The sequence below is a fragment of the Paracoccus sp. MKU1 genome (genome assembly GCF_001447385.1).
Classification (GTDB): Bacteria; Pseudomonadota; Alphaproteobacteria; order Rhodobacterales; family Rhodobacteraceae; genus Paracoccus.
Genome location: NZ_LLWQ01000012.1, coordinates 1 through 15,752, shown reverse-complemented (window position 1 = coordinate 15,752; position 15,752 = coordinate 1). Strand labels below are relative to the sequence as shown.

General features: G+C 60.2%; 12 protein-coding genes and 2 pseudogenes. 10 read left to right on the top strand and 4 right to left on the bottom strand.

What is annotated here, in order from left to right; translation table 11 throughout:
- Positions 1-108: helix-turn-helix domain-containing protein (locus tag AQY21_RS28330; protein ID WP_152988047.1), on the bottom strand; the 108-nt coding region annotated here is incomplete at its 3' end.
- A 128-nt stretch (positions 109-236) separates the two neighbouring features.
- Here AQY21_RS28330 and AQY21_RS01255 point away from each other — a divergent pair.
- Positions 237-2,465, top strand: coding sequence for a DEAD/DEAH box helicase family protein (locus AQY21_RS01255; RefSeq protein ID WP_238986663.1), 2,229 nt, complete (start codon positions 237-239; stop codon positions 2,463-2,465).
- Positions 2,466-2,627: 162 nt separating this feature from the next.
- Here AQY21_RS01255 and dsr1 read toward each other — a convergent pair whose 3' ends face one another.
- Positions 2,628-6,458, bottom strand: coding sequence for an anti-phage defense-associated sirtuin Dsr1 (gene dsr1 / locus AQY21_RS27365; protein WP_082657898.1), 3,831 nt, complete (start codon positions 6,456-6,458; stop codon positions 2,628-2,630).
- Positions 6,459-7,079: 621 nt separating this feature from the next.
- On the opposite strand from dsr1, the gene AQY21_RS01250 reads away from it, so the two are divergent.
- The 5 genes and pseudogenes from AQY21_RS01250 to AQY21_RS27355 all read left to right on the top strand — a co-directional run.
- Positions 7,080-7,748 (top strand): hypothetical protein, encoded by a 669-nt coding sequence (locus tag AQY21_RS01250; RefSeq protein ID WP_238986662.1) that lies wholly within the window; start codon positions 7,080-7,082, stop codon positions 7,746-7,748.
- Between the two features lie 42 nt (positions 7,749-7,790).
- The gene (locus AQY21_RS29245; RefSeq protein WP_203416318.1) at positions 7,791-8,213 is read left to right on the top strand and encodes a hypothetical protein; all 423 of its coding nucleotides are present in this window, start codon (positions 7,791-7,793) and stop codon (positions 8,211-8,213) included.
- 41 nt (positions 8,214-8,254) lie between these two features.
- Complete coding sequence (locus AQY21_RS28325; RefSeq protein ID WP_152988046.1) at positions 8,255-8,470, top strand: hypothetical protein; 216 nt, start codon at positions 8,255-8,257, stop codon at positions 8,468-8,470.
- Positions 8,467-8,739, top strand: a complete 273-nt coding sequence (gene tnpB / locus AQY21_RS30115) for an IS66 family insertion sequence element accessory protein TnpB (protein ID WP_082657896.1) — start codon at positions 8,467-8,469, stop codon at positions 8,737-8,739. Before AQY21_RS28325 ends, tnpB begins: the two co-directional genes overlap by 4 nt.
- A 351-nt stretch (positions 8,740-9,090) precedes the next feature.
- Positions 9,091-10,010: pseudogene (locus AQY21_RS27355) on the top strand (IS3 family transposase); the annotation flags it as partial.
- Here AQY21_RS27355 and AQY21_RS27350 read toward each other — a convergent pair.
- Positions 10,010-10,387, bottom strand: a pseudogene (locus tag AQY21_RS27350) (transposase); the annotation flags it as partial. The pseudogenes AQY21_RS27355 and AQY21_RS27350 overlap by 1 nt on opposite strands.
- Positions 10,388-10,436: 49 nt before the next feature.
- On the bottom strand, positions 10,437-11,540 hold the full coding sequence (locus AQY21_RS01220; RefSeq protein WP_058096086.1) for a P1 family peptidase: 1,104 nt from the start codon (positions 11,538-11,540) through the stop codon (positions 10,437-10,439).
- Between the two features lie 121 nt (positions 11,541-11,661).
- Here AQY21_RS01220 and AQY21_RS01215 point away from each other — a divergent pair, with 121 nt between their 5' ends.
- The 4 genes from AQY21_RS01215 to AQY21_RS01200 all read left to right on the top strand — a co-directional run.
- Positions 11,662-13,167 (top strand): ABC transporter substrate-binding protein, encoded by a 1,506-nt coding sequence (locus AQY21_RS01215; RefSeq protein ID WP_161905861.1) that lies wholly within the window; start codon positions 11,662-11,664, stop codon positions 13,165-13,167.
- A 56-nt stretch (positions 13,168-13,223) separates the two neighbouring features.
- Positions 13,224-14,162: an ABC transporter permease gene (locus tag AQY21_RS01210; protein WP_058096081.1), complete on the top strand. Its 939-nt coding sequence runs from the start codon at positions 13,224-13,226 to the stop codon at positions 14,160-14,162.
- Positions 14,159-15,028, top strand: a complete 870-nt coding sequence (locus AQY21_RS01205) for an ABC transporter permease (protein ID WP_082657894.1) — start codon at positions 14,159-14,161, stop codon at positions 15,026-15,028. Before AQY21_RS01210 ends, AQY21_RS01205 begins: the two co-directional genes overlap by 4 nt.
- Positions 15,025-15,752 (top strand): ABC transporter ATP-binding protein (locus tag AQY21_RS01200; RefSeq protein WP_152988044.1); only part of this gene is annotated, 728 nt, incomplete at its 3' end. The genes AQY21_RS01205 and AQY21_RS01200, both read left to right, overlap by 4 nt.

Below are 15,752 nucleotides of genomic sequence, written 5' to 3'. Positions count from 1 at the left end.
CGTCATCATCTTTGCGACCGTGTCGCGCGATATGTTGAATGTCGTCGCCGCCTGACGCTGGCTCATACCAGCAGCACAGGCCTGACGAACCTTGAGATAGAGTTCCACGCTGTAGATCCTCCCATCCTCCCTGCAGCCGCAGAAAGGGAAAAGGTGGACGACTTTTACGCCGCCCGCAGCAGCACCATGCCGCCGCTAACGTGGACTAATTTCGCACCGCCATTCTCACCCGCCGCTTGCGTGCGGCGGTGCTGGACGAGGGGCCGGGCGGCAAATACCTGATCCAGCATTCGGCGGGGTCGGGCAAGACCAACTCCATCGCCTGGACTGCGCATCTGCTGGCCGATCTGCATGACGCGCGGGACGAGAAGGTGTTTTCCTCGGTCGTCGTGGTCTCGGATCGCAACGTGATCGACACGCAGTTGCAGGAGGCGATCTTTGCCTTCGAGCGCACCACCGGCGTGGTGGCGACGATCACCAATGAATCGGGGGCGAAAAGCGGCCAGCTTGCCGAGGCGCTGGCAGGCGGCAAGAAGATCGTGGTCTGCACCATCCAGACATTCCCCTTTGCACTGAAGGCGGTGCAGGACCTAGCGGCGACCAGCGGCAAGCGGTTCGCGGTGATCGCCGATGAGGCCCATTCCAGCCAGACCGGCGATGCGGCCTCGAAGCTGAAGCAGGTGCTCTCGGCCGAGGAACTGGCCGAGATGCAGGACGGCGGCGAGTTCAGCGCCGAGGACGTGCTGGCCGCGAACATGGCGGCGAAGGCGGGGGCCTCGGGGATCAGCTTCATCGCCTTTACCGCGACGCCCAAGGCCAAGACGCTGGAGTTGTTCGGCCGCCGCCCTGATGCGGGCAGCCTGCCCGCACCCTTCCACGTCTATTCGATGCGCCAGGCCATCGAGGAGGGCTTCATCCTCGACGTGCTGAAGAACTACACCCCCTATGCGCTGGCCTTCCGGCTGGCCAATGGCGGCGAGGAAATGGACGACCGCGAGGTCGAGCGCAGCGCGGCGCAGAAGGCGCTGATGCAATGGGTGAAGCTGCATCCCTGGAACATCGCGCAGAAGGTGGCCATCGTGGTCGAGCATTACCGCTCGATGGTGATGCCGCTGCTGGACGGGCGGGCCAAGGCGATGGTGGTCGTGGAAAGCCGCAAGGAGGCGGTGCGCTGGCAGATCGCCATGCAGAAATACATCGCGGAAAAGGGCTATGGGCTGGGGACGCTGGTCGCGTTCTCGGGCGAGGTGGACGACCCGGAGAGCGGCCCTGAGCCGTTCACCGAGACCTCGAAGGTGCTGAACCCCGGCCTGCGCGGCGACATCCGCGAGACGTTCAAGGGGCCGGAGTTCCACGTCCTGATCGTGGCGAACAAGTTCCAGACCGGCTTCGACCAGCCGCTTTTGTGCGGCATGTATGTTGATCGGCGGCTGGCGGGCATCCAGGCGGTGCAGACGCTGTCGCGGCTGAACCGGGCGTATTCTGCGGGCGGGATCACCAAGGATACCACCTATATCCTCGATTTTGCGAACAGCGCCGAGGACATCCTGACCGCCTTCCGCACCTATTATGAGACGGCAGAACTGGAGGCTGTCACTGACCCGGATCAGGTGCTGGACCTGCGGGCAAAGCTGGATGCGCTTGGCTATTACGACGATTTCGAGGTGGATCGCGTGGTCCGGGCCGAGCTTGACCCAAAGGCGAACCATGCCAGCCTCTCCGCCGCCATAGAGCCGGTGGCCGACCGCCTGCTGAAATCCTTCCGCGCCGCGAAGGAGGCCGGGATCGCCGCCCGTGCTGCCGGCGACGACCGGGCAGCGTTGGTTGCCAAACAGACGCAGGACGCGCTGACCCTGTTCAAGACCAATATGGGCGCCTTCCTGCGGCTCTACAGCTTCCTGTCGCAGATCTTCGACTATGGCTCGTCCGCCATCGAGGCGCGCAGCATCTTCTACCGCCGCCTGATCCCGCTGCTGGACTTCGGGCGCGAACGCGAGGGCGTGGACCTCAGCAAGGTGGAACTGACGCACCACAAGCTGACCGCCAAGGACAGGACGAACCTGACCCTGGGCAGCGCAGCCGAGAAGCTGAAGCCGATGACCGAGACGGGTTCGGGCGAGGTGCAGGACAAGGAGAAGGCCCTGCTGTCCGAGATCCTCGCCAGGATGAACGATCTGTTCACCGGGGTGACGGACAACGACCTGTTATCTTATGCGATGGCGGTGAAGGGCAAGCTGATGGAGAACGAAACCCTCACCCAGCAGGCCGGCAGCAACCAGAAGGAACAGTTCGACAACTCGCCGGTGCTGAAGGCGGCAATCATGGATGCCGTCATCGGCGCCCTGGACGCCCATTCCGCAATGAGCCGCCAGGCGCTGGAATCGCAGGCGATCCGGGACGGGTTGAAGGCCGCGCTGATGGGGCCAGGGCGGTTGTATGAAACCCTGCGTGAGCGGGCCGCGTGAAGAGAGCTAGAAGAGAAGATTCGACCAATAACTGCCATTTTCTCTTGGCGAGACATTGCTGCGCGGCTTCCCCCGAAGCTGCCTTTCAGTTCCTTGTACAGCATTCGGTTGACCGAGTGACGGCAGAGGCACTTTGCCGTCATTCGAGACGGATCAGCGGAACTAATTACTCCGGCGTCGAACTTGGTTGTTTAACCTGACGTATTGGGGGGCTTCGGTCAAATCTGGTCTTGCCCGAGCTATTGATCCCAAGCATTGCCTCAACTCATCAGAAACGTATGGCTGATCATTAACGACAACACCCAAAAGCCGGAGGGCGTCCTCAGGAAATTTACCGCACAGTCCGCTCTCGTGCAAACGATGCATAATGTAGTGTGGGTAATTGAGTGGAATCAGCCAATCCTGGATGGTTGTCAGCGCTGCTGGAAACTCAGATCCCGCAGCGATACTTAAACGGGCAAGATCTTCTGCGATACCCTCAGTTACACGGTCGAGAGACTTTGGCCATACGTATTGCCAGAATGGTAAGATACGATTTTTCCAGTATTCTTGCCGTTGATCGCCCGCTCCCTCAAGTGCCTGCGCCAGTGCTTCAGCGCCCACCTCAAGTCCTTCCTGCGGCAACAACGCAATAGCGGAACTGAACTCCTCCCTAGAGAAGGCTTGATTGGGTTCCAGCGCCGCATAAGTCAGAAAGGCTGCGAACTGTTTAGCTTGCGCGCCTAACACCGCGTAGTGCCGAGCTGTTTCGAGGAAATGCTGTTTGAAGGCGTTTAGCAAAGGCCAATATACACGCGGCGACCAGAGGAAGCCGCTCCACGCAGCCCTTGCCTCATTTGGAAAGTCCGTCCAATTGAATAAAGGCAGCAATAATTTCTCGGCCCACGATCTGTCCACACGGAAAAGGGCGATGGATTGCGCGCTCAACAAGACCCTTCCGTGACGGAATTGATGCACCTCAATATTGCAGAGTTGCGTGAATATGGATTTGAGATCTTCAGGGAGCCCCTCCTCGTCACTTGGCTTGCGGCTGAACCATAGATTCAAGAGAGTTTGGGTGATGTGCCCAACCGGGTGATTGATTGCCTTTGCGATGGGATCGTCCGCTGCCTCACCATCCGGCTCAATACCCGAAGCAGCATCAAGGTACTTTTCCAGTACACGTCGACACAGGTCGAGAAGGATAGTATCGTCACGGTTGATAGATTTAGAGACGGCCTCAAACCACCAAGTTACCGGGCGAATGAGCTTCACTAGTACATCATCTGGCATAGCTTGGACGAGCGGCGCGCCGTATCGCCAAGATCGCCATGTAAGCCCTTCTTCGCTCCACGTTTGCAGCGCTTCCCTCCAGCGGATTTCCGGCCACTCGCCTGCACGCGCTAGCTCGCAGAGCGCGGTAAGACTAAGAGACAGCCGCGTTCGGCAAGTTTCTCGCCACGTATCCTCGTAGAAGGGACGGTGCTCGGGCACTGGCTGCTTCAGCCACTGCACGAGTTCGCGACGGTGAGAGGGTGCAATATTGATCTCTTGGCGGTCTTCATTGTCTGGGTCGCCGGTACCGCTGGTCCAAATTGAAAACTCATCACGTTCGTTCGGGGCCAGCTTCCATGCCGAGTTCAACTGCGACAGCTCTTCGAAGATCTGCGAAGCTTTAGCGCCAAGAGCAAGGCCGGAAGCGTCAAGCTTGGCTAGCCGTAACCAGATCGAACGATCCTTCAAGTCTTCCCATCGCTCAGGCTCAAGATCATTGCGATACATTCGGCGTGGAGGACCGGCCAAGATAGCCATTTCCAACCGCTTCTGCGCCGGTCCTGTCAAGTCACCGCCTTGCAGGACAAGAAGCCGAAGCACCTCGCGAACTAATTCTGTAGACCAGAGCCACCAAGAATCGTCCACTAAGAGCCAGTTTACCCATATTTCAGCAGGGATACACTCGCTCTGCGCCGCTGCGAAAAAGGCCAAGCGTTTGAACGTCGGATAAGGAATCTTAAACCATGCTTGTGCGATGAAATTCGCGCCGGCAGGGTCTTCATTTCGAACGGCTAGCCACGAGTCCCGCAACAGCTCAATCAGCGTCACCCAATCATGCAGACCGCGATTCTGCCAGTGCGGGCTAATGGATGGAAGGACCCAGCTTGACCGATCATGATACTCGTCAGCCTCGCCCAACTCCTGCATAAGGTCCAGGCAGTCACGAAGAAGAAGTTGAAAATCGTCCATAAGCAAGGGCAACGCTGCCTGCCATCTTTGATGGGCTTTTAGCTCTCGTAGCACTGAACCCACGTCGTCGGCTGCAAGAACTAACTCACAATCCAATACTTGACCGACTCGAGAGGGCTTATCGCTTGCTTCGGGTTCATCTCCCCATCTAAATGGTTTGGCCAGTTTAACTTTTGGCGTCAAAGCATCGCGCAACTCTATCCGAAGGGTGGCACTAATCCCCATCTGCGTCAGGCGAGTTTTCCAACTGTAAAGATCGTGATGGCTCCACGGTGATTTTATCCGACCGTCTAACACCAAACGCCAGAGTGTCTGCATGACCGGTCCAGGTATCGCGTTAGGTGCATGGGCGCGAATGTCGTCCAAAAGTTCTGTTTTTCCTTCCTGTGCCAAGCGATTGAGACGATCCAGTTCGTACTTGACCAGAAAAGACCAGCGTTCGTGTAGTTTTCCTCCCCGCTGTGCTATCCACAGGATCAAGTCCGGGTCGTTTAAATGTCGCAGTAGCCAACGCGCAAGATTGAACATGACTTCGTCCCAATGCGAAGTTTCGATACCGCTCGAAATCAACGTCATTGAGGGTGCAAGCGTATAAGGGGTTGGTCTACAAATCAGACTAAACTTTAGGCTACTATCGCTTTTGATAACTGACGACACACCGAAGCGAGGGAGATCTGCGTGTCGATAGCGATCATAAGAGAAAGCATCGAACAACCAGTCCAACGAAGGGACTGGATTAAATTCGGAAAATCGTTTGGCTGGCAGTCCGGACGGGTCCGACAGTGCCCAGAGCATCCTACCGACAAAGTCATCCTGTTGCGTGCTGGCCGACGGACGTGCAAGCGCGTGGCTTACTACCATCTTTTCTTTGCCAAGCACTCCGTCCCGATAGGTTTCGCCCCAAACATGGAGTGTTTTGTGCAGCGCTGAGTGGTCATGACTACCGACTGGAACTTCGTAGAGAACAGGCTTCACGCCTTTGGCTTCCCATTCGATGATCTTTGCTGGTTCCTGTCCCGCTTCGAAATCTCCGAGCGCCCAAGCCTGTGGGGTACTTTCTCCCAACATACGATCAGCGGCCAATGCATCCATCATATAACGCAAAACCGGATCATTGATGCTGTAACCAATGAAGCATACTGAGTAATGTCGGAATAGCTCGCTCACAAAGCGGGCAGCCCATCGTTCAGTTAGATAAGCTAGGCCGAAGTCACCACTGGTAACAACTAATCTGTTGAGCGCTGCTGCATCAGCTTTTTTGGGCAGTGAGCCATGGAGGTAGATCAGGCCATTCCATCGGCTATTCTTCGGAATTGGCAGCATTGGAGCGGAGTATGCATTAAACTTTTGCCCATCGCGCTGCGCCGCTATTTCAAACACACCATCGAAATTTGTGGTAACTAGCCTTAGATCGCCTTCGCGGCTCCGGGCTAGTCGAAGTAAAGCTGCATGAGTATCAGTTGCGCCCCTACGGCGCAATTTTGGCTTGAGAGATTGTGCTAGCGCCTTTCGCACAGCAACGCGCTGTCCAGGCAAGCGGCGTTCGAGCAAGTCGAGCGTTGCATCGAATTGGCCACGATCAAAAGCCTCCTGCTCGATTGCCGTCCTAGTGGTTCCGGTAAGTTTGAATATTTCGTCCACGAGCCCCTTAAACCCTGGAAGTCCTGCAGGATAAGAAATCCCTGCGCCACAAAAAAAGATAAGACGGCCTTCCTCGTGCGCTTGCAGGAGCTCATCTGGTATATCAGGCCCCCCAGAAATAAACTGCACGGTATCGCCTCCCTCGAATAGCCTCGCTGCTAAGCGTTCGCGGTTTCCAGTCCAGATCTTGCTTGGTTCCCGTATAAATGACACCCCGAAGATGGCAAGAGTTACTACACTACCTGCTCGTTGGTCTGCTTCTCACAAGAAGTATGACGCTGTTGTATCGGCAGCCAAGGTGTGGGATGCGCCCAATGAACCATAGGTAGCTTGGGTTCCGCACTCTGTGCAGGAACGGCAGCTATCGCCGATTACTGCAGGCGCAATACTGCACTGCTGCATGTCCGCTTCCCGCCGAGGTTGTGTGGAAACTCGGAATCAACGAATCCGCGGAGAAAGGATTCCCTCCAGCGCAGCTCCACACAACGCCGTTCGACACCTCTTCCCGCAGCTGCCACTATGGAAGAACACTTTCCCTCCGAGCGTGCGGCCCAACCGAGTTTCCACACGGCCTCCGCCCTTTTTGTCTCCGTCACGTGCAGTAACAGCGAAGGCGAGAACCGCTGCGATAGTTGAGGTCTCCCCGCTTCTCGCCTTCGCTGGCTCTGAGAACGGCACTTCTGGGGCTGTTGGCGCCGAATGTCCATGCAACCGGGTGCCGAGGCTGTACGCAACCGAGTGCCGAACCGAGTGAGAACCAGCACCTTCGCCGAAGCGCTCCAGAGTGCTGCGAGAGAGCATTACGGACATGTCCTGCCGGCATTCGTGCAAAGGATCATCGCGCAACACGACCTGATGAAGGAAACCCTGCGCCCGATGATCGAGCGCCTGCGCACCTTGATGCTGGCGGCGATCGGGCTGCCCCCGAGTGCGAAAGAGGGTCCGGTGCTGCGCGTTCTGAACCGTCTGGCCCTGATCGCTGCGGCTGGCGAAATCGGCAGCCGGTTCGGCATCCTGCCCTGGCGGAAGGGCATGGCGACCGGCGCCCTCGTCGAGATCGCGGTGATCTGGCACCGGGCCTATGCGGCGCGTCCGCCCTCGACCGCCGAGGCCATGGCGGAGCGTCTGACCGGATATCTGCGCCGCAACCGCCACCGTCTGTGCCCGCCGGGAGCCGAGCCGGATCCGGATGCCATCGGCTGGTGTGATGCGCGCTGGATCTATCTCGGCATCGAGGCCTTCCGGACGGACATCGCCTGCGGCATGCCGGCTGGCCTGGCCGTGAAGCTTCTGGGCGATGCGGGTCTGCTGGTCCCCGGCGGTGAGCAGAGGTCGTATCAGTATCGCCTGCCTCGCTGCGTCGATCCGGACAGGGCACGGGTCTATCGCCTCGACAGGCAGAGGATCGAGGGCGGATAGTCTTGCAGGCGCTGCACCCTGCCAAGGATCCAGGCATTTATCGTGGCGGTTTCCGAGCCGCCGCGAACAGGCTTCCCGGCATCTTTCGGTATCGGAATAAAAACCGGCTGTCTGCTCTCGGCTTCTCAGGCGGCAGGATCTCCAGTCATGCCCTGTCAATCCTTTCCCAGCTTAGCGGGCCTCACAGGGGAACAGCAGCATTTTACAAAGTTCGATAATATGGGGCGAGGGGCGTTTCGCCATGTTATCGGGCGATACGAGCAGTTCATGCCCCGGTCGGATCGCCGGGACGTGGCGTTGGAAACCCAGGGAGGCCAGAGCGAGATCATCGACGAAGGGGGCGATGACACGGACAAGGCCATCTTCGCCGCTTCAGTCCTCCAGAGGGAAAAGCGCCGTCTGATCCCAACTTACGCCCTTAATGAAACCCGAGGTGCAAAGCCCCTCAACCATGCGGAAGTGTAGCATAAAACGGGCGTTGTTTACACGACCTCCGCCCTTCACGCTTGAACGTTTCCGCGCTGGCGCGCCGTCTGGGGATTTCCCTGCCGCAGTTGTTCGGCTGGCGTAAGGCCTTTCTGAAGAAGCAAAACGCAGAAGCTCCGGCTGGCGCACCCGCTCCCACAGTGGAGATTGTCCTGGGCGAGGTGTTGATCCGCGTCGGTGCCGACGTCAGCGAGGCTTCGCTGCGCCGGATCCTGCGTGCGGTGCGCTCGACATGATGCCGTCGGGCGTGAAGGTCTATCTGGCCAGCGAACCTGTAGACTTCCGGAAGGGCCCGGACAGCCTGCTGTCGCTGGTGCGCGATGCCGGTAGTGACCCGTTCAGCGGCGCGCTTTACGTGTTCCGGGCGAAGCGGGCGGACCGGGTCAAAATCGTCTGGTGGGATGGCAGCGGCGTGTGCCTGTTTGCGAAGCGGCTGGAGAAGTCCTCGTTCTGCTGGCCGCGGATCGGACCTGTCAGCGACGGCGCGACCACGCAGCATTCGTAGCCAAAGGCCCGCACCTGCCTGTAGAGACCGTATCCTGTCGGCCCGGCCTCATAGCAGACGGAAACATCACCCCGCCCCGAAAGCTTCTTCAGAAGCCTCTCGACGCTCCCCGGCGTGTTCTCGAATGTGCCCAGATTCAGAACCTCGTCACGGCGCTTACCACTGGCGATCGCAACCGCGAACTTGTCCTTGGACACATCTATTCCAACATAGATCGTTGCTGGTGCTTCGGGCATGTCTTTCTCCATCGCAACAGGACGGCACTGACCTGCCCCCCGGAAGTTCCCTCGCCGTGATGTAGAGTCTCCCAATCTGAAGGAGCAGACGAGATGAGGAAGAGCCGTTTTACCGATGAAGAGGGGACCGTGGCCCCAGCGGGGCCGCGTAAGCCCCGATGAACAGATTATCGGGATGATCAAGGAACAGGAGGCTGGTTTGCCCACGTCCGAGCTTTGTCGGAAGCATGGGCTGAGCCCCGCGACATTCTACAAGCTGAAGGCGAAGTATGGCGGCATGGACCTGTCCGACCCCAAGCGGCTGAAGCAGCTTGAGGACGAGAATGCGAAGCTCAAGCGCCTGCTGGCCGATGCCATGCTTGACAACGTCGTGCTGAAGGATCTGCTGGGAAAGCTCTGACGACGCTGGTGCAACGGCGGGACGCGGTGCTGCGGGCGATGAGGGATCATCCGATCTCTCAACGTCACGCCTGCGTTCTGATCGGTGTCGATCCGAAGACGGTGCGGCGCAAGCGGCCGCCCGATAACCCGGAGATCCGTGAGGAGATGCACAAGATCGCCGAGCAGCGCCGCCGCTTCGGCTATCGGCGCGTGGGCATCATGCTGGAGCGCAAGGGCATGGTCATGAACGAGAAGAAGCTCTACCGGATTTACCGGGAGGAAGGTCTGTCGGTGCGGCGCAGGCGCGGTCGCAAGCGGGCGCGCGGCAGTCGGACCCCCATGCCAGTGCCGTTGCTGCCGAACCAGCGGTGGTCGCTGGACTTCCTGGCCGACACGTTCGGGGCCTGCCGCAGGTTCCGCATTCTGGCCGTGAACGACGATTGCTGCCGCGAAAACCTCGCCTTGATCGCCGACACCAGCATCTCGGGGGCCAGGGTGGCGCGGGAACTGGATGCGCTGGTCAGGATCTACGGCAAGCCGGCCTGTGTCGTCAGTGACAACGGCACCGAGTTCACCAGCAAGGCAATCCTGAAGTGGGCCAACGAGAACGGCGTCGAATGGCATTATATCGATCCGGGCAAGCCCCAGCACAATTTCGACCGCTTCGGCTTGTCGCCCTCCATATCAGGCAAGCGCGAGATGCCATGTCGCTGCAGACAGCGGTGCAGCGCTGATCGCGTCAGGTGGGGGATCGAGGGCTGCAGAGCGTAGAGACAATCGTCTAATGGCAGCAGCGTATGGCGCCGGAATGCCACGACCATCGCCTCCTCGGCTTCGGTGAGGACGGTGGATCGCGGCTCCGACGGCCCGGTCTTCATATCCTCGACCGTCGCGCGCTTGCGCCACTTAGCAACGGTCTTGGGGTTGATGCCCAACTCCCTGCTCAGTTGCGCGAGCGAAGCTTGCGATCGCTGTATTGCTGCTCGGACAGCGTGCGTGGTCGTGGCGCTGCCATGGCGAATTTGTCCCATAGGGCATCCTTCCATTCCAAAGAAAGGATCGCACCATCAAATCGTGGGATCAAACACCTACTCCGTTCCTGATCAACTCGATCAGACGCACAGGATCGATAGCTTTGCAGAGCGCGCTCTTGCGAGGCTTTACGCAGGTCATGTCTTCGGCGGTCAGCATGGCGTTGATTACCGCCTCATCGACCGCGTTCACCGTAGCCAGATAGACCGGGTCTAGCCAATCGTCGGGAATGGCGGTCATGTTGCGCGGTGCGGTGGCAAGCGCATTGCGCGGGATCGCATTGGCGGTCGAGAAGGCGATAAAGATGTCGCCCGAATTGTTGCCGCCCGGGCTGCCGCTGCGGCTGATCCCCAGACCGCCGCGTTGAGCCAGCCGCTCAAGCTGGTTAGGCAGCAGCGGAATATCGGTGGCGATGACCACGATGATGGAGCCCTGTTCGTGGTCCAGAAGCAGGTTCTCACGCATATGCTGCCCGGCAGGCACGCCAAGCACGGTCAGCCAGTCGCGCCGCCCGTAATTTGCCTGGACCAACACACCGACAGTGTAGTCCCGTCCGCCCAGACGCACGACCTGAGAGGCGGTGCCGGTGCCGCCCTTGAATTCATAGGCGATCATGCCGGTGCCGCCGCCGACATTGCCCTCGGCCAACGGCCCTGAGACAGCGCCTTCCAGGGCCGAGATCACATGCTCCTCGCGCACGTGCATGCCGTTGATATCGTTCAGGACGCCGTCATAAGTCTCGGCCACAACCGGCATCGCCCAGAGGTGGTCGTTCAGAAACTCCTCGGCATACTGGCGGATCATCCACTTCGTCGCTGCCGAATGCGCCACGCCGATGCCATGGGTGTTCGTCAGGCAGATCGGCCCCGAGAAATGCCCCGCATGGCGGATCCAGTGGCTGCCCGTCATCTCGCCATTGCCGTTTAGTGCGTGGATGCCCGCCCAGACCGGCCGGATCTCGGCAAGGTGGCCGCGGGGCAGGATCGCGGTGACGCCGGTGCGAATGGGCCCTTCACCCACCCGCAGCGGACCATCCCCCTCGATGATTGTCGTGTAACCGACCTTGACGCCGGGCACATCGGTGATCGCGTTCCATTGCCCGGTCTGCCCAGGAAACGGCAGTCCGAGCTGACGTCCGCGCAGCTTTTTCAAGCAGATTTCCATGGCCGGCACAGTCTCCAATGTTATCAAAATAACTTAACTTGACATGAATGATGTAATTATCTCATTGTCAAGAGTATCGGTAGAAACAGCCGACAGGGGGAAGATCAGAATGAGACGAAATACGGTAGCCATGATCACGGCAGTCACCGCCATGCTGACGGTGGCGCCCGCTTGGGCCGAAAATCTGATACGCATCGGCTCGCCCTATCAGACAACGACGCTGGACCCGATCCGGTCGTCGGCCGCTGGCAATATTGAGACCTTTGGCCAGCTTTACTCCCGCCTGCTTCGTCGTGATGCCGATGGCAAGATGCAGCCCGGTCTGGCCGAGGAGTGGACGATCTCTGACGACGGGCTGGAGCTGGTCTTCACGCTGCGCGACGCGAAGTTTTCGAACGGCACGCCGATCATCGCTGACGACGTGGCCTTCAGCCTGACCCGCGCCATCAAGGATGAGAAATCGGCCTATTCCGCGACGCTGGCGGCGATCGATTCGGTGACCGCCGTGGACTCGCATACGGTGCGGGTGACGCTGAAGCACAAATTCGCGCCGATCCTTGAAAACCTCGAGGTGTTCAACGCCGGCATTGTCTCGAAAGCCGATGTCCAGGCGCGGGGCGAGCAGGCTTTTGTCGATAAGCCGGTGACCTCGGGGCCCTATGAGGTGCGCGAATGGCGCCCCAACGATCGGCTGATCCTCGAGCCCAACCCCCATTACTGGCGCGAGGGCTATCCCAAGAACGACGGCGCCGAGTTCATCGAGATCTCCAACGCCAACACCCGTGTCTCGATGATGATGTCGGGCGAGCTGGAGGCCATGCGCGAGGTTCCCTGGTCGCAGCTCGCCGAGATGCAGAGCCGTGACAATGTGACGGTGGCGCTGGAACCTTCAACGATGATCTACATGACGCTGCTGAACGAACGGCGCCCGCCCTTTGACAACGTCAAGGTCCGGCAAGCGGCAGCCTATGCGCTGAACGTCCCGGCCATTGCCAAGGCGATGACCGAAGGCCACGCCCAGCCCGCCAATACGACCCTTCCCTCGGCCCTGAACTATCACGACAAGGACTTCCCCGGCCTGCCTTACGATCCGGCCCTGGCCCAGACCCTGCTGAAAGAGGGCGGCTATGACGGTAAGGAACTGACGGTGCTGATCGCTCCGACCACCGATTCCGATAAGCTCGCGACGCTTTTGCAGGCGCAATGGAGTGCCATCGGCCTGAAGACCAAGATCGAGAAGGTCGACCGCAGCGTCTGGTGGGAGCGGGTGCCGGCCGGCGACTACGATCTGGCGCCAAGCTGGTGGTATAATGAGACTTCGGACCCCGACCTTGCGGTTCGCTGGGCGCTGTGCGGCAGCTGCGGCACGTATAGTTTCCAGACCTATTACGAGAACGCCGAGGTGGACCAGCTGACCGAACAGGCGGTTCGCGAACTGGACCCTGCCAAGCGCGCTGCGCTTTACGCCCAGATCCAACGGATTTCGACCGATGAGGTCGCGCAGATCCCGCTGTACTATCCGCCCTATGCCAATGCCTACGCCCGGGATCTTCGGGGGCTGACGCTCAGCCCGTCGCTGCAATGGTCGCTGGAAGAGGCGGTCCTGTCGCGCTGACACCCCCGCAGCCGGGGCGGCACGTCCCGGCCTTCACCCCAGTTGAAGGATCTCTCATGACCTTTCTTGCATTCCTGGCAAGGCGGCTCGCCGGGACCATTCCGGTGCTGATCGGAATCAGCCTTGCCGCTTTCCTGTTGGTGCATCTGGCTCCGGGCGACCCGGCAAGGCTGCTGATGGGCGACCGCGCCAGCGAAGAGGCGGTCGCGGCGCTACGCGACCAGATGGGGCTGAACAACGATCTGGCAACGCAATACCTGAACTATATGGGCCACCTTTTGCGGGCCGATCTGGGCCAGTCGCTGCGTTTTCAGCGACCAGTGCTGACGCTGATCGGGCAGTTCCTGCCGGCGACGTTGTTCCTGATCGGCTATGTCATGGTCATCAGCGTGCCGTTGACCGTGATCCTTGCGGTGACGGCCGCGCGCAACCGCGACCGCTGGCCCGATCAGTTCATCCGGCTAGGGGCGATCATCGGCATGACCTTCCCGGTGTTCTGGCTTGCGCTGATGATGTCGCGCTACTTCGGGGTCGAGCTGGGCTGGCTGCCCGTCAGCGGCTTTGGTGAAGGTTTCACCGGCCATTTGCGCCATCTTTTCCTGCCCGCGATCAGCATCTCGGCCTGGCTAGTGCCGCTGTTACTGCGCAGTCTACGCGCGACGCTGATCCATGAGATGGAGGCCGATTATGTCGTCGCCGGCCGCTCCAAGGGGCTGCCCGAGGGGCTGAATTTCCGCCGGCATGTGCTGATGAACTCGCTGATCCCCACGCTGAACCTGCTGGGGGTGATGCTGGCCTATCTGATAGGCGGCGCCGTCGTGGTCGAGGTCGTCTATGCCGTCCCCGGCATTGGCACGCTGATGATAAACGCCGTTCTGGGTCGCGATTTCCAGGTCATTCAGGGCGTTACCGTCGTCTATGCCCTGCTGACCGTGCTGATCACGCTTTGCGTGGACCTGCTGTCCGCCCTCATTGACCCGAGGATCAAGCCATGACCACGTCGGACGTGACAACCCAAGCCACCAAGGCCCGAGTTTCGACGGCCCTTGCCGCCTTTCTGTCTCGCAACGGCTCGTTCGAGGTGCTGGCCGGGCTGCTGATCCTGACGGCGCTGCTGGTACTGGCATTCGCGGCGGCGCATGTCGTCCCCGCCGATCCCAGCGCCATTGATTTCGAGGCGCTGATGGCGCCGCCGTCGGTTGCGCATCCCTTTGGCACCGATCACCTTGGACGCGACGTGTTCTCGCGTACGGTATTCGCGCTGCGCATCGACCTGTGGATGGGCGTGGCGGGTGTGGCCGCTCCGCTGGTCATCGGCACGGCTCTGGGACTGGTCGCAGGCTATTTTGGCGGCTGGGCCGATGCGATCCTGTCGCGAATTGTCGATGTTACGGTGGCCTTTCCCTTTTTCGTGCTGGTCATCGCCATCGTCGGCATCATGGGGCCGGGGCTGACCAACTATTTCATCGCGCTGGCGCTCGTGGGCTGGGTTTCTTATGCCCGGCTGGTGCGCGCGCAAACCGCCGTGCTGCGCGACAAGGATTATGTGCAGGCCGCGCGGGTGCTTGGCTATTCGACGCCGGTGATCCTGTTTCGCCATGTGATGCCGGCGACCCTGCCGGTGGTGCTGGTCTATGCCACGACCGATATCGTGATGATCGTGCTGGCGGGGGCGAGCCTTGGGTTTCTGGGCCTTGGCGTGCAGCCGCCGACCCCCGAATGGGGCGCGATGATCGCCGAAGGCCAGCCCTATGTCGTCAACGCCTGGTGGATCTGCCTGTTTCCCGGTCTTGCCGCCATCGTCATGGGCTTCGGCTTTGTGCTGCTGAGCGACGGTCTTTCAAGGATGATCAGACAATGACGAAATCCTCCGCACCCCTGCTTTCGGTCCGCGACCTGTCGGTGTCCTTCGGCGATGTCTCGGTGGTCCGTAACGTCAGTTTCGATCTGCACTCTGGAGAGGTGCTGGGCATCGTCGGCGAAAGCGGGTCGGGCAAATCCATCACCTGCCGTGCCCTGATGGGACTTTTACCCGAATACGCCCAGGTCTGGGGACAGATCCGCTTTGACGGGCAGGATCTGACCCGGCCGGACACGACTGCGATGCGCGCCCTACGTGGGCGGTACATGTCGATGATTTTCCAGAACCCGTCCTCGCATCTGGACCCGTTGCGTACCATCGGCCATCACATCGCCGAGCCGATCCGCCTGCACCGCACGGCCTCCAACGTTACCGACCGGGTGCTGGAGATCCTGCGCGCGGTGCGCATCAACGATCCTGCGCAACGCATGCGCGCCTATCCGCACGAGCTGTCCGGCGGTATGAAGCAGCGCGTGATGATCGGCGGCGCCATTGCCTGCGCGCCGCGCATCCTGCTGGCAGACGAGCCGACCACGGCGCTTGACGTGACGGTGCAGGCACATATCCTCGAGGTGCTGCGCGATCTTAACCGTGATCTGGGGCTTGCGGTGATCCTTGTGTCGCATGATCTGGCCGTGGTGGCCCAGATGTGCGACCGGGCTCTCGTCATGCGGAGCGGCGAAGTGCTGGAGCAGGGCAGCTCGGCCGAGATCCTGCGCAACCC

Bases quoted from the DNA above. Each gene is read 5' to 3' on its own strand.
- AQY21_RS01210 (WP_058096081.1), top strand. From the start codon at position 13,224: ATGACCTTTCTTGCATTCCTGGCAAGGCGGCTCGCCGGGACCATTCCG.
- AQY21_RS01205 (WP_082657894.1), top strand. From the start codon at position 14,159: ATGACCACGTCGGACGTGACAACCCAAGCCACCAAGGCCCGAGTTTCG.
- tnpB (WP_082657896.1), top strand. From the start codon at position 8,467: ATGATGCCGTCGGGCGTGAAGGTCTATCTGGCCAGCGAACCTGTAGAC.
- AQY21_RS01215 (WP_161905861.1), top strand. From the start codon at position 11,662: ATGAGACGAAATACGGTAGCCATGATCACGGCAGTCACCGCCATGCTG.